The organism is Arthrobacter pascens (assembly GCF_030816475.1).
Taxonomy (GTDB): Bacteria; Actinomycetota; Actinomycetes; order Actinomycetales; family Micrococcaceae; genus Arthrobacter; species Arthrobacter pascens_B.
This window is the reverse complement of record NZ_JAUSXF010000001.1, coordinates 2330889-2344040: the sequence shown is the minus strand read 5'-3', so window position 1 is coordinate 2344040 and position 13152 is coordinate 2330889. Positions and strand designations below refer to the sequence as shown.

Sequence of the window (13152 nt, the reverse complement as noted above, 5' to 3'; positions counted from 1 at the left end):
AGGGCTGGAATGCAGTTCGAGTCCCACCTCGGGCATGTGTTTCCGCATGTCAGAGACGGTTTTGAGGCCTCTGACCCTGTGCACAATGTACACCCCCTCCCCGGGGTCTTCATAACGGTGTGTTGGTCACGCCGTATTTATCTGTGGATGTTCTCGTGGCCGGGTGCTTCTTCCTTGAGCGTGGCGATTTTCTGCCTTGTTGCTACTTCATTGCTCGGCAGGGTCGTTCCGACATGACCTGTTTCGAACCGGGGGAGTGGGACCGAGGCGGCCTGTTCTCTTTGTTTCTCGTCTCATGCATGTTCATGGCTGTAGTCGTGGGCTACCGCATGACCAAGGAGTTGGTTCGACTTTATTAGTCCAGGTACAAATCTTTGGCTATCTGCGCCAGCGGCGCGTCGCCCTTGCGGCGCCCTGGCCGAACTCCTGCCCCATAAGCCGTGGGCATGGGCGACATCCTTCCACGAGCACCCGCTGGCTAGGTCAAGGAGTCACCGCCTGGCGTTCTGGGTCCCCTCCACGTCAAGACGAGCAGTATCCAGGCCCAGCTGGATCTGGGACGTCTCGACTTCCCGTCCGCCCACGTGGAGGAGATGGTGCATCAGGGGAAGTCAAGGAGGCCGCGTCCGCATTCAACTGATGAGGCGCTGCCAATCGATATCTAGAGCAGTTCATGCACCAATCTGACGGAGCGCACTCGCGCGGTTTTCCGGAAATTGCTGTGGGCTGCCTCGTTCAAGGCTGAGTCGTCCGCTCGTCACTAACAAGGCTGGCAGACACCAAGCCGCGGTTCGACCCAACCAAGTTGGACAGCTCCACAGTTACCCTTCTGGTAAGGCCAACGACAGCGCCGGCCATCTTGTCATGGCCATGACCACATTGCTGAGCGGCAACCGCGAGCTTCTGCTTTTTGTCCCCGGACTGGCTTACCAGGTAAGTGCCGGCGGCGGCTGGGGGTAGGGCCAAGGGCTCACGATGGCCCTCCCGCCGCCGGCACGCTTTTGGGCCGCGGGGCCGGTTCAGAGCGGACGGTCGGAGTACCAGTAGCGTTTGGTGACGGTGTTTGTAGCCATCACCACGATCCCGGTCGAGCGGTTCACGGCCTGCTTTGTAGTGGTGACGTCATTGATGTGGGCGGAGGCGCCGTCTTGGATCACTGGCGTTCCGCGGCCCGGGCCGAACACCGGGCTGTCCATAGAGGCCGTCTTTTCGTAGATGCTGCCTGTTGCACCGATGTAGGCGCAGCCACTCTCGGATGGGGCGGTGAAGAATGCATGAATCTTGTAGTTCTGCGTGTCCAGAAGAATTTGGGGGCGGGTGACGCAGTCGCCGACGGTAGCAATGGTGGATTTGGTGAACGAGCCGGTGCCGGGCTTGAAAACGAGCAGCTGCAGCTGCGGCAGTGACTTATCCGAGGACGTGGTGTCCAGGCTGGTCTTGGCTGCTGCATAAACCCTCCCCGACGGATCCGCCAGAAGGGCCTTGAGGTTCAGGTGGTCATCAGCCTGCCCTTTGCCCTGAATTGCTGCCTGTACCTTCCAGGACGAAGTAGCGGTTGGTGATGTGCCGTCGGTTCGGGTTGCCCACCACATGCTTCCGGTACGTTGGTCGCTCCACATCACGCCGATCTTGTTCTTTGCGTAGGAGACCACAGCAGAAATGTCATCGGGTGCAGGGCGTGGGTTGGACACGGGCAGGACAAAGGGTGCTGGCCAGCTCGTGCCGCCGGGTGCGGAGGCATTGACGTACACGGTATTCGTGAAACCGGAGGTGGAGTTTCCGGCAACTTGGGTCCAGGTGGCCCAGATGGCACCGGTCGAGTCCCTGTCGATGGTCATCGATTCACTGCTGTTGTTGGTGATGGTGGTCGGGAATCCGGCATCGAGGGTGTATTTACCGGCGGTGTAGCTGTAGCGGTAGAGCTTGGCCGGCTGTCCGGAAATCGAGGCTTTGGGCGTTCCATCGCTGCTGACGGTGACCACGTGGGAAGCGATGTAGAGGTGGGAGCCGTCCCAGAGGGTATCGGCGAGGGTGTTGGACCGGCTGTCGTTCAGCACGCCTGTGTCGACCCATTTGTGCGTGCTGCGGTCCAGGCGAAAGATATGCCATCCGCTTCCTGTGGTCCACATGTCCGCCCACCAGGAACCGTCGTTGAACCAAAGCTTGCTCTGGGGTTTGTCCGAGGTTGGCGGGTTGGCTACCCCTGAGTAGGCGATGCTCTGGTAGCCGTATGTGGTGGCCGCCTGCGCCGCCGGCGCCGAGGCAACCACCAGCCCGGTAACAGCAAGGCAGAAGGTGAGGATTTGGCCCAGGAATCGCTTGGTCTCTGATTTCATCACGGCTCTCCAGATTGAAGTAACCGGCGGCCGAGACCATGCTGCCAGAATGCGGGTAGGACGAGCCTAGGCTTCACCAACAGACGTGGCAAGGGGCTCCGCCCCATTAGGGGGACGACCTTAGGGGGTTAGGGGCTGGCACAGACGCGCCTGGGAGGAAGGCAGAGCGGCGTCGTGAAATCGTCGGCGGGCTGCCGTATTGTTTGCCGCCTGTTTGGGGAGGCACATTTGGGTCGTGTTGTCCGTGGCTTCGGCCGGATTGAGCCGATGATAGAGGTATGCAAAGGGTCATCGGTTGGCTGGCTGCAGCCATCATCGTCACATTTGTCTTCGGAAGTGCCTACTTCACCCTGCAGCAGTTGGGCCGCCGCGCGGCCAACGATGCGCCGACCGCTGCTGCAGCGGCACAGGTTGCAGTCATGGGTTTCCCGGCACCGAGTGCGCCGCGGCTGGAATTGACACCCGACAGCGGCGTCTTCGTCATTGTCTACGGGGCTGATAACCAACCGATGTCCGGCACGGCCACACTTCATGGAACCCTTCCCGTCCTTCCCGCCGGGGTGCTCGAGGCGGCAAGACGGTCCGGATCTGATGCTGTGAGCTGGCAGCCTGAGCCCGGTCTGCGGATAGCCGTCGTGGCGCGCCCGGCCGGGGACCAGGTAGTCGTCGCGGGACAGTCGCTTAAACCCACCGAGGACAGGAACTGGATGGTCCTGATCTTCCTGTCGGCGGCGTGGTTGGGCAGCATGATTGTCTTGGCTCTGGGCTACGGCGCGACAGAGATTATTCGGGGCCGATCGCTGCGGTATCCCCGTCTGCCAATGGGGCTTGTTTAGGTTTTGGGGAGGGCATGGATGGTGTTGTTGCGCTTTTCGTGGGTGAGTTCGGCCAGGCCCAGGGCTTCTAGAAGCAGTGGAAGGTACATGCCGAACCTGCCCTGGTAGCCTTTCCGCAGGCCGTACAATCCCTGGGTCCCGCCCCCAAGCCTCCACGCTGCCCTCCGGCGCCGGCTTGGTCTCATCTGCTGCTCCAAGGGGAACCCCGTCACCGCGTTCCAGTAGCCACTGGTGGAGGTCCTCGATAGCGTGCAGGTGATACTTCAGAGTGGTCGAGCCGGCCCGGCAGATCAAGGCAGGAGGGTCCGCGTTCGGATCCCGGTACATCGTGTATTCAGATGATCCTGGTGCTGTCACCAAAGTCCAGGGATCAGCCTTCGTTCCCTCAGCCATAGTCCGTACCACCCTTTCCGCGGAATTAACTGGTGGATCAGACTACGGGCAGCAAAGGACGCGGTAAATACCATGCGTTTCGGAGCCACCTGCAAACTGCATCGGAATCGACCCAGGCCCTGGTGCCCTTGCCTTGGATGTGGGCATCAGCAGGCGCCGGCATACCCAAGGCGTCTGCCAAGGGTTACTGACTCATGTTCAAGGATTCTTTCTACCTCCCGCTCGACGGACAGGGCGACGGATGGGATTCTGGATCATCGCATCACATCGCGCCGCCGTCGGCTGGACGCTCTGATGCTTTCCGGGACACATCACGGCCTTAGTGTGGGACTGAGGTGAAGAAGTGAATTCCCCCACTGAAATCCGCGTAACTGCCGTTCGAGTGGCCGAACTGCTGGCCGAAGGCGAGCCCATGCCGGTCTACGTGCATGTCATCGACCACCCCGAGGCGCGCGTGCTGGTGGATACCGGCATGACTCAGCTTCATCCGGCGGTCGCCGACATGGACCCGCCGCATTTACCCGTTGAACGAGCAGGACTTCGACATCGGCAGTCTCGACATCGTCGTAAACACCCACCTCCACTTCGACCACTGCGGAGGTAACCACCTCTTCGCGGGCAAGCCCACCTACGTCCAGCGCCAGGAACTCGACGACGCCCGCAACCAGGACGACTACACCATCCCCGAATGGTAGACCCACCCGGTATGCACTACGAGACAGTCGACGGCGAGTTCGAACTGCTTCCCGGGCTACGGCTCCTGCCGGCTCCGGGCCACACCAGAGGCTCACAGATTGTCGTCGTCGAAGGAACCGGAGGCCCCACAATCATCGCCGGTGACACAGCCGTATGGTTCGACGAACTTGATAACCCCCGCACCGAGGGACAGCTACTGATCCGTTCCCTGAACCCTGCAATGGTTTGCCTCGCGCATCAGCACACCCCATGGAAACCTGATGCCGCGGTCTCTCCGTGAAGCACCCAAAAGGCCGCCTCCAGGGAAATCCCGTTAGCGCCTAGGGGAGTTCAGGCTGGAGCAGATTTTGTCCGGGCTATTTTCCGGCGAGTTCCGGTGGACGGTGGCGGAGGGTTTTGGTGATGGAGAGTTTGCTGGAGTACTGGATGGACCCGTAGCGGAAGAGGTGGACCGCGAGTCGCAGGACGAGGATGCCGAGGATGAACAGTTCGGCGATGACAATGATTGCTTCGGTGGTGCTGAGCGTTCCGAATCCGTTGCGGAGCAGCGCGGTCACGGGGGTGGAGAGCGGGAAGTACGTGAAGGCCTGGACGACGGGGGAGTGCGGGTCGCTGAGGATGAGGTTGATCGCGTAGAACGGGACGAAGATCAGCCCCATGAGCGGACCGAATACGACCCCGGCTTCCTTCGCGGTGGGCATGACCGCGCCGATCGCGACGAGGACGGCCGTGAACAGGGTGAATCCGCCCAGCAGGAGCAGGGCCCCGGTCAGCAGCGGCACCGGTTCAAAGACCAGGGAGCTTAGGTTGAGGTCGGGCAGGGCGAGCCGGTCCCTGAAGAACGCGTAGCCGATGACGATCGGGGCAAGGAACACGCCGATCTGGACGATCCCGACGAGGAACAAGGAGATGATCTTTCCCACGATCAGGGTCGTCGGGTTCAGGGTCGTGAGGATCATTTCGGTGACCCTGTTTTCTTTCTCCTCCAGGGTGCTGTCGGCTTCGTAGGTGTTGTTCGCGAAGATGCCTTGTCGGTTCCGTAGACCTTCACGGGCTCCTTGGCGGGGTTTGCCGGGTAGGCGAAGCATGCGTCGATGCGGCCGGCTTTCACCTCGTCCAGTGCAGCGCTTGGGTCGGTTGCTTTAGTGCCGCCCATGGCTGTGGCCGCCTTGTCGGGGATGATCTCTGACGCGTCCGTGTAGGTGAAGGTCAGTGCGGTGTTCTTCTGCGCTTAGGCTGTGGCCGTGTGGAGGAATCGCTGGTGAAGACCAGGACGAAGATGATGGCCATGACCACCAGGATCGCGAGGGTGGCGATCCAGAAGCGCCGTTTCTTGATGGTGCGGATGAATTCGAAGCTGACCACGGTGCCGAGGTTGTGCCGGCCCAGGAGCGAGGAGCGGGTGGGTGTTGTGGCCATGGTCAGGCTCCTGCCGTTGCCTTTCTGCCGTACACGCGGATGAAGATTTCTTCCAGGGAGACCCGCTCGGTGGTGAAGCTGCGGACGGCCACGCCGGCATTGATGAGTTCGCGCTGCACTGCTGTTTCGTCGGTTCCGTGCCGGGATCGCCTCACACCGGTTCGCTATATAAGCAAGGCTGGCGCTTCGCAGGGCTCGCACCCATTCGGGCGTCCGCTTCGCGGCCGGCTGTTGGGCCCGTGCTCCCACGTCGCAGAGCTGCGCCGTGCCCGGTCCTGTTTTGTCTAGGACGATGCTCCTATAGGCGCGGAGGCCCCAGCGACGATGAAGCATCATAATGACAGGCAGCGATGGTTCGTCAGATCCCTCGGGACAGTTGGATCAAGGCAGTGTGTGTCGCGGGGTGTAGATTTCTGCAGTGAGAAATCCATGTGTTAACTCGAGCCAGCCCAGAATGAACCCCTGGTGCTCGTATGAGGATCGCGGAGTTCTTCAGTCCAGTTGTGGGTTGTCGTCGACTTTCTTGATGCGAAATGGGCTCGATCGCCCGAATCCTGTGCCCGCAAGCCAAAATTCCACCCCTTGGATAGGCTGTCCCAGTGACAGACGAGATAGAGTGGCCCGCCGTGCCAGCTCCTCACGCACGCGGCCAGGGCTCCGGCCGTGACCGTCTCACGCTGGCGCTAATCCGCCCACGCATGCCGAGCTCAACTGCATTGAAACCGCCGCAGAGGACGCTCCTGCCGTCGAACTGACGGGTGCGGAGCTTGACAGCAACTGAAAGGCAGCCATGAAAACTCATGATCCATTTGCACCAACATCCGGGATCGAATCCTTCGAAGTCATCAGCGAATCCTTCGAGGATGGCCAGGTTCTTCCGGAAGCCCAGCGCAGCGCCGTCCTGGGAGCCGGCGGGCGGGACGAATCGCCCCAGCTCACCTGGTCGGGCGCGCCCGAGGGAACCAGGAGCTACGCAGTCACCGTCTTCGACCCCGATGCCCCAGGCGCGGGCTACTGGCATTGGGCTGTGGTGAACATCCCGGCAGACGTCACCTCCCTCCCGGCCGGTGCAGGTTCCCGGGACAACTCCCGGTTACCGTCTGGTGCAGTGCAATTGAACAACGATGCCGGATTTGCCGGTTTCGTGGGAGCTGCCCCGCCTCCCGGGCACGGTCAGCACCGGTATTTGCTGGTGGTCCACGCCTTGGATGTTGAGCGGCTGGACCTTCGCACTGATGACACCCCGGTCGCCCTGCAATCCGCGCTCTCCACCCACATCTTGGGCCGGGCGAGGCTGACGGGTATCTTCGAACGCCGCTAGGGTGTGTCTCCCAAGCCCTGAGGCTGTTGTCCGGAATGCTTGATGGGTGTCTGGTATTTCTATGTTTTGACTGATGGGCAGTGGGCTCTCATTCAGCCGTTGCTGCCGTCTTCTATGGGTCTCCGGGGTCGCCCCTTCCGGGAGGACCGGCGGGTGGTCGAGGGCATTAGTTACCGATACCGCTGCGGGATCGCTTGGCGGGATGTGCCGGCCGAGTTGATTCCATAAACAGTCTGGCAGCATTCGACTCGGAGTAGCGCCCATTGCAGGGAAGCTGTCCACGTACCGGAGGAGGTATCGTTCGCGCCCGCTTGGCTGGCCCGACATTCTGAAATACTTCCGGCTCGGGCCGGAACGCGTTGTACCCCGGCCGGCCCGCCTGGGCGAGCACATGCTGGCTGGCCATCCCCACAGTCCTGGCTCAGACCGCCATCTTCCATGCTCGGCGAGGGAGCCGTTCGGGATCGCCAGGGCGATGCTGAATACGTCCTTGTCGGAGACGTAGTCTCGGCCCGTCAACCGATTGCCTTGGGCGAAGGCGTCCAGATCCGCGAAGAAGGGGTCTGCGGGGACCGGCAAAGAAGCGGTGCCCTTGGCTTTGGATGATCTCTTCCCCGAGGGGCCCGCTCCGCGCGCCACCGTGCTGGTGGTGCGCGGAGCGGGAGGTGGTCGGAGGTGGTGAAGGACCGTCCCTGCTGTGGTCGAAGAGGATGTGGTACGTCAGATCCGCCCCGATTTCACCGTCGAGGTCCATCTTGGTCCCATGACTGACTCTGGGATCAACTGGCTCGACGCCGGGCGAGAGCTGGGCATGGACATCCAGGATGATGACCGTGCGGCTCGAGTCCTTAGCCTTGGCGATCAGCCTGCCTTGTGCAGGTGGCTCGCTTACGGCGCAATGACCGTGAACACTGCGTCGGTCCGGTTGGACGTGTTCGCGTCGTTGGCCCGTATGGACAGGGACGCAAACGACGAGCCGACGGAAGCCAGACCGACGTAGTCGCCCACGAAGAACCCGCCGGCCTCGGGCGCCGTCATCATGTCGAATGGGCCGTACACGTGCGTCTCGCCCCCGAGCGCAAGAGTGCCCACTGGGGAGGAGGTGAACCAGTAGTCCGTTGGAAGGGTGCTCGTGTTCCCGACGGTGAGGTTCCGGAAGTCGTAGTACGTGACGCCGACCTTCCCGCCGGCGACGCGGATGCTCGGGGTGAAGGCCGGGACGCCCTTCGGCGTGTTGGCCCGCACCGGCGCGCTCCAGGTCGCACCGCCGTCAGTCGACGTCGAAATCGCGACCTCCTCGTAGTGCCCGCCGTTGAACCGTGAATCCTGCCACACGACGTACAGCTGTCCTGTGGCGGGGTCGACCGCCGGCTCGGGGATGATGTCTCCGGTCCGAACGGACGCACCCGTGTTGGGGTCGGTGACGCCCACGGTGTTGAGCTTCGCGATGACCTGTTGGCCCGTCCAGCTGGAGCCCCCGTCCGTGGACTTGGTGTAGGCCACGTTGAGCCCGTGCAGCTTGTCGACACCGTTCTTGCCCGTGCCCAGGATGAGGTCGAAGAAGTTGTAGAGCGTGCGGTCCGGGCCGATGACGATCTGGTTGCCGATGGTCTGCTGCTTGTTGCCAGTGGGCACGATGACCGTCGGCGAGCTCCACGTGGCCCCCGAGTCCGTCGTCTTGGAGAAGAGCGTCGGTCCCGTGAACGCGGCGGCGTGGGCCGTTGCCCGTGGGTTGTCGGTCGGTGAGACGAGCCGGTCCCACACTGCGTAGGCCGTGCCCCGGATCAAGGGGTCAGCGGTGACGGACTCCTTGTCGTTGAAGAACTGTGGAGACCCGAGGTCTTCGATCAGGGTCTTCGGGGCAGTCCATGTTGCTCCGCCGTCGTGCGAGGTCGAGGCGAGAACGGCATTGTCGTAGCCGACGCCTTGGAACGAGATGGATACCGAGTATGCCGTGCCGTCCGGTCCTATCGAGACCCACGGGTCCGAGGCTCGGTCGTAGCGGGAAGGTCCGCCCGCAGCGCACGCCGAGAACGGCTGGGCTACCTCATTCCAGGTCGTGCCCCCGTTCGTTGAGTAACCGGACACGAGGCCGCGCGCGCCGCCGTCGGACCACCGGTCCTGCTGCCACACGCCGATGATCTTGTTGGAGTTGGCCGGATCGACGGCGACCCACGGCTCGACCTCGGCGTTCGGGTAGATCACGGCGCCGGGGACGGAGCCCAGCGTGCAGGCCGCGAACGGGCTGGCCCCGCTGGCAACGGCTAGGGGTTTGAGCGTCGCGGCGGAGGCTCCGGACATGTTGAGCATGAGCGCGGCCGGCAGCATGGTGAGCAGTGCCGCTCGGCGCAGGCGTCTGGCGATCATTGGTTTCTCCTACAGGGCGGGGTGGGGTGGCGGGTGCGGATGTGACAACGGTCAAGGGGCCGCTAAAGGCCTGTGCGCTGCGGGAAAGTCCAGCTCACGAGGTCACTGAACGGCTCAGCCTCGAACGCGGAGGGCCGTTCTCGGCGAACCCGTGGCTCGCGCTGAACGGCTCGAAGACCCTCGCGGCTCGGGCAGGCGTCGGTGATGCTCGCGCCAAAGACCTGGCGGTCTCGAGCTGGGCCGCCAGGGCCATGAGCATGAACGGCGTGCCCCTCGAGCTCGAGGGCAAGGTCCTAGAAGAGGAACGGGACATCCGCGACCGGCGCGCTGGCCGCGGCAGGGCGGCGTCGTGCGCGTGTGCATCGGACGGCGGGCCGCCAGGCACAGCCTCCCTCATAGAGCGTTGAGCTGGGGGTGGCGGCGGCGGATCCGCTCGCGGGCCTCAGCCTTGAGTTCCGCCGGGCTCGCCTTCTGTGCTCGGACCAGATCGGCTTGCGCGAGGCCGTCGAGCCACCGGAGCTGCTCGTCCATACGCTCAGAGACACACAAGCTGGGCGCACGCGCAAGGGCCCGACAAGACTCACATAAAGTGCCCGCGAACTGGGGGTGCAAGCCTCAACAAATGCCCGCGAAATACCTGGTAGATTCCTCCGCCGGCTCCGGCCACCGGGTTCGGTACTTCAGCGACTACGACATCGCTGAGATCGGAGGAGTCTTCGCAGCACTCGAGGGACGGGCGGCCCAGCACACGGCGCTCCCACTTCCCGAAACGGTTGAGAAATTGCTGTGGGCCATCGCAGAACGCATGCGGGAACTGCGTCTGCCGGAAGACGTCGATGAGCAGATGAGGCTGGACCGCGAGTTCCATGGCACGCTAATGAGTGGACAGACCAAGGCGAAGCTGGGCGAGGCCTGGCAGACCCTGAAGCCACTAATCGACGTCATGATGGTACCGATCATGCGGCGCGGACTGGGCACAGCCGATAACCAGACCGACCGGCACCTGTTGCTGGTGGACGCCGAGATGACCGGAGAGCGCGAGACGCTGATCAAGGCTCTTGAACAGCACTAGTACCAGGCGTAACAGCAGGATCGGCCATGTGGTGGCGTCGCGCCTTCGCGGCGAAAGTATGCCAGGAGCGCCACGAAGCAGCCAGCCCGACGGCGATCCACTTCGAAAATGAGTTGAGCCGGCCGGTCCGAATTGGATGGGAAGAGCTGTGGGTAACCCGACCGGATGAGAGGGGGCGGGCCACCCTGAAGTTGGTCCGCCCCCTGCACTAATGTTCGTCAGGAGCGGGCGAGCTTTACCTGGCTGCCCGGCGTCCATCCGGTCTTGTTTGTGAATGCCCAGTCCCCTGCGAAATCAGTGACGGCAACGGCTCCCCGGCCTGCCAGGACCTGGAGGATCGAGATTCCTCGATGAACGGAATGAACCGAGTTACTTGCCTTGCCGGGTTTGTTCTCCACACCGAAACGCTACCTCATTCAAAGGGCTCTTCCGATGCAGGTCTCCGGATGTGCACGAGGCACAGCCTAATTTGCCCATCCACCTCCCGAACAAGGTTCTCGTGCATACTAAACTCGCTCTAGCGGCTCTGCCCTCCGCAGATTCGGCAACAGCACGCCCAGGAGAGTATGCCGCCGCGTTAATCGCACAGAATCCGAGGAGGCATGGATCCCTGAAGACGTTTGAGCAGGAGTTGGAGAAGACGCGCATCCCTCGTATCAGCCGCATCTCGGTGACGCCCATCAAGGGATTTGCGCTGAGTCATCCGTCCTCGATAAATCTCACATCCCGGGGTGCCGAGGGAGATAGGGACTTTTTCTTGATTGATGACAAGGGATCCGTGGTTTCCGTCTCTAAAACTGGAGCTTTTTCCGGATTTGTACCCGAATATAACGCGGCGGGCAATGAGTTATCAATTACTGCTCCGGACGGATCTGTTTCCCGAGAAGAGGTCTGTTTGGGCGAGACCATCGTCGCTGATTTCTGGGGCCACCACAAAGCTCCCGCTCGAATGGTGATCGGGCCATGGGCCAATTGGTTTTCTCATGTTGGGGGTCAAAACCTTCGGCTGGTAAAGGCCAGTACACCAGGTGGTGGTATCGATCTTGAACCTGTCACCTTGCTCGGAGGCGGCACGCTGAAGGCCCTGGAGGACCATGCAGGGCTGGAAGATCTGGATGATCGACGATTTCGAATGCTTCTCAATTTTTCGGGAGCCCCTGCCTATGCTGAAGATTCCTGGCTAAACAAGGAATTTCAGATTGGATCGGCCCGCGTCTATTTGACTGGACCGGTGAAACGCTGCTCCGCGGTAACGCGTAACCCGGATACAGGAAACCGTGACTTGCCGCTGCTGAGAATGCTGAAGCAGCATAGAGGTCTACAAGAATCGGTCCTCGGAATGGGAGTTTGTCTCGGCGTGTACGCGAAGGTCACGCTGCCTGGGACGGTCGCATGCGGTGATGAAATCATTGCGGTCAATTAGAAAAATAAGGTAGGACACAGTCAATGGAGGACCCTGGCTATTTCTTCTGCGTTTGGCGCATTTCGTCGATCGTTTCGAGCAACCGGTCTGACCTGAGGCGCTGGACGGGACCGTTGATCGTGGCAATGCCGGTGAGGCCTCATACCGGTGGCCCGCCGTTGTCCAGCGGCTCCTGGGGTGTCAGGCTCCCTGCCCGGCTGCAGCGCCGCGGCTCAGCCCGTCTTGCTAACTCGGCAGCTCTGCTTTTCCAGCGGGTCTCGTGGTGGCTTGGACGCCGGATGGGCTGGCCGTTGTTTTGCGGAGGACTAGGTGAGGTGTTCTGACGATGCGTGCTGGCTGCTGGTTGCCTTCTATCCGGTCTACTGCCCGGTCAACGGCTGCGGCAGCAAGGAGCGGTGCGTCCTGGCTGACTGAAGACAGTTGCACATAGCTGAGCCGGGCGAACTGGCTGTCGTCATAACCGAGGACGGATACGTCTGAAGGGATATCAATTCCAGCTGCCCGGAAGCTTTCTATGATGCCGAGGGCGCATCTGTCATTGAAGGCCACAACTGCGGAGGGCATGTTGGCTTGAAGGAGTTGCCCGACCCTCATGCCGTCTTCTTCGTGTGGACCGCCAGGGAGGGTTAGGGGCTCCAGGCCGTGACGGAGCATTTCTGTTCGGAAGGCTGCCCGGCGCTGCTCGGAGGAGACGGCGGTTCCGCCGTCGACGTGGACGATTCGGCGGTGGCCGAGACTGGCGAGGTGGTCAACGGCCAACCGGATGCCGGCGTGGTCGTCACTGCTTATAGAGTCGAGGGAATCCCCGACGTCGTCACGGAGGAGGCTGACGACGGGCACCTCGCGGGCATAGCGCGACAGGTCCTGATTGCTGAGCGTAGGGGCGATCAGGATGAGTGCTTCGGAGCCGAAATCCAGCAGCGCCTCGATGACACGCGTCTCGGGCCGGCCATTGGCGACGGCGCTCAGGGCTATTTCGTAGCCCTTGGCCGAGGCTTCGGCGTAGGCGGCGTCGACTAATTCCGTATGGAAGGGCTGGGAGCTGGAGAAACTCAGGCCCAGGAGTTTGGTTCGGCTGCTGCGCAGCAGCTTCGCCCGGGAGTCCGGCCGGTAGCCAAGTTCGCGGGCCGTTTCCAGGACTTTTTGCCGGGTGGATTCGGATGCCCCGGGCGCGCCGCGCATCACGATTGAGACCAGCGCCCGGGAGACGCCGGCCGCACCGGCCACGTCCATTAGGGTCGGGCGACGCTGCTGTTCCGTCATATCCATGTCCTCCTCGCATGAAACAG

At 62.2% G+C, this 13152-nt stretch carries 12 protein-coding genes and 3 pseudogenes; 7 read left to right on the top strand and 8 right to left on the bottom strand.

What is annotated here, in order from left to right; all coding sequences use genetic code 11:
• Window positions 1–1019 precede the first annotated feature (1019 nt).
• Window positions 1020–2336 carry a hypothetical protein gene (locus QFZ40_RS10835; protein WP_306904367.1) on the bottom strand — a complete coding sequence of 439 codons (1317 nt, stop codon included), beginning with the start codon at window positions 2334–2336 and terminating at the stop codon, window positions 1020–1022.
• Window positions 2337–2614: 278 nt separating this feature from the next.
• Here QFZ40_RS10835 and QFZ40_RS10830 point away from each other — a divergent pair, with 278 nt between their 5' ends.
• The gene (locus QFZ40_RS10830) at window positions 2615–3172 is read left to right on the top strand and encodes a hypothetical protein (RefSeq protein WP_306904366.1); all 558 of its coding nucleotides are present in this window, start codon (window positions 2615–2617) and stop codon (window positions 3170–3172) included.
• On the opposite strand, the pseudogene QFZ40_RS21670 reads toward QFZ40_RS10830, so the two are convergent.
• Window positions 3169–3499, bottom strand: a pseudogene (locus QFZ40_RS21670) (DUF6855 family protein). The gene QFZ40_RS10830 and the pseudogene QFZ40_RS21670 sit on opposite strands and share 4 nt — an antisense overlap.
• Window positions 3500–4089: 590 nt before the next feature.
• On the opposite strand from QFZ40_RS21670, the pseudogene QFZ40_RS21665 reads away from it, so the two are divergent.
• Window positions 4090–4541: pseudogene (locus QFZ40_RS21665) on the top strand (MBL fold metallo-hydrolase).
• A gap of 76 nt (window positions 4542–4617) precedes the next feature.
• Here the strand turns inward: QFZ40_RS21665 and QFZ40_RS10810 are convergent.
• From QFZ40_RS10810 to QFZ40_RS10800, 3 genes are all read right to left on the bottom strand, one after another.
• Window positions 4618–5349, bottom strand: coding sequence for an ABC transporter permease (locus QFZ40_RS10810; protein ID WP_306904361.1), 732 nt, complete (start codon window positions 5347–5349; stop codon window positions 4618–4620).
• Between the two features lie 121 nt (window positions 5350–5470).
• Window positions 5471–5680 (bottom strand): hypothetical protein, encoded by a 210-nt coding sequence (locus tag QFZ40_RS10805; protein WP_306904360.1) that lies wholly within the window; start codon window positions 5678–5680, stop codon window positions 5471–5473.
• A 2-nt stretch (window positions 5681–5682) separates the two neighbouring features.
• A complete protein-coding gene (locus QFZ40_RS10800; RefSeq protein ID WP_306904358.1) occupies window positions 5683–5835 on the bottom strand; it encodes an ATP-binding protein DrrA1-3 family domain-containing protein in 153 nt (50 codons plus the stop codon).
• Between the two features lie 635 nt (window positions 5836–6470).
• Between QFZ40_RS10800 and QFZ40_RS10795 the strand changes: the two genes are divergently transcribed.
• Together QFZ40_RS10795 and QFZ40_RS10790 are read left to right on the top strand one after the other, a co-directional pair.
• Entirely contained in the window at window positions 6471–7001 is a 531-nt protein-coding gene (locus QFZ40_RS10795; RefSeq protein ID WP_306904357.1) for a YbhB/YbcL family Raf kinase inhibitor-like protein, read from the top strand.
• A 42-nt stretch (window positions 7002–7043) separates the two neighbouring features.
• A pseudogene (locus tag QFZ40_RS10790) lies at window positions 7044–7217 on the top strand (transposase); the annotation flags it as partial.
• Window positions 7218–7889: 672 nt separating this feature from the next.
• Here the strand turns inward: QFZ40_RS10790 and QFZ40_RS10785 are convergent.
• Window positions 7890–9368 carry a sialidase family protein gene (locus QFZ40_RS10785; protein WP_306904356.1) on the bottom strand — a complete coding sequence of 493 codons (1479 nt, stop codon included), beginning with the start codon at window positions 9366–9368 and terminating at the stop codon, window positions 7890–7892.
• Window positions 9369–9409: 41 nt separating this feature from the next.
• Between QFZ40_RS10785 and QFZ40_RS10780 the strand changes: the two genes are divergently transcribed.
• The gene (locus QFZ40_RS10780; protein WP_306904355.1) at window positions 9410–9775 is read left to right on the top strand and encodes a hypothetical protein; all 366 of its coding nucleotides are present in this window, start codon (window positions 9410–9412) and stop codon (window positions 9773–9775) included.
• 215 nt (window positions 9776–9990) lie between these two features.
• Entirely contained in the window at window positions 9991–10440 is a 450-nt protein-coding gene (locus QFZ40_RS10775; RefSeq protein ID WP_306904354.1) for an FCD domain-containing protein, read from the top strand.
• Between the two features lie 218 nt (window positions 10441–10658).
• Here the strand turns inward: QFZ40_RS10775 and QFZ40_RS10770 are convergent, their stop codons facing one another.
• A complete protein-coding gene (locus QFZ40_RS10770) occupies window positions 10659–10838 on the bottom strand; it encodes a hypothetical protein (protein WP_306904353.1) in 180 nt (59 codons plus the stop codon).
• Window positions 10839–10888: 50 nt separating this feature from the next.
• Between QFZ40_RS10770 and QFZ40_RS10765 the strand changes: the two genes are divergently transcribed.
• Window positions 10889–11863, top strand: a complete 975-nt coding sequence (locus tag QFZ40_RS10765; RefSeq protein WP_306904352.1) for an MOSC domain-containing protein — start codon at window positions 10889–10891, stop codon at window positions 11861–11863.
• 225 nt (window positions 11864–12088) lie between these two features.
• On the opposite strand, the gene QFZ40_RS10760 is transcribed toward QFZ40_RS10765, so the two are convergent.
• Complete coding sequence (locus QFZ40_RS10760; RefSeq protein WP_306904351.1) at window positions 12089–13126, bottom strand: LacI family DNA-binding transcriptional regulator; 1038 nt, start codon at window positions 13124–13126, stop codon at window positions 12089–12091.
• Window positions 13127–13152 lie beyond the last annotated feature (26 nt).

What these genes read in the sequence shown, in the direction of transcription:
- QFZ40_RS10830 (WP_306904366.1), top strand. Translation starts at nt 2,615, where the DNA reads ATGCAAAGGGTCATCGGTTGGCTGGCTGCAGCCATCATCGTCACATTT.
- QFZ40_RS10810 (WP_306904361.1), bottom strand. Translation starts at nt 5,349, where the DNA reads ATGCTTCGCCTACCCGGCAAACCCCGCCAAGGAGCCCGTGAAGGTCTA.
- QFZ40_RS10785 (WP_306904356.1), bottom strand. Translation starts at nt 9,368, where the DNA reads ATGATCGCCAGACGCCTGCGCCGAGCGGCACTGCTCACCATGCTGCCG.
- QFZ40_RS10795 (WP_306904357.1), top strand. Translation starts at nt 6,471, where the DNA reads ATGAAAACTCATGATCCATTTGCACCAACATCCGGGATCGAATCCTTC.
- QFZ40_RS10805 (WP_306904360.1), bottom strand. Translation starts at nt 5,680, where the DNA reads ATGGCCACAACACCCACCCGCTCCTCGCTCCTGGGCCGGCACAACCTC.
- QFZ40_RS10775 (WP_306904354.1), top strand. Translation starts at nt 9,991, where the DNA reads ATGCCCGCGAAATACCTGGTAGATTCCTCCGCCGGCTCCGGCCACCGG.
- QFZ40_RS10835 (WP_306904367.1), bottom strand. Translation starts at nt 2,336, where the DNA reads ATGAAATCAGAGACCAAGCGATTCCTGGGCCAAATCCTCACCTTCTGC.
- QFZ40_RS10760 (WP_306904351.1), bottom strand. Translation starts at nt 13,126, where the DNA reads ATGACGGAACAGCAGCGTCGCCCGACCCTAATGGACGTGGCCGGTGCG.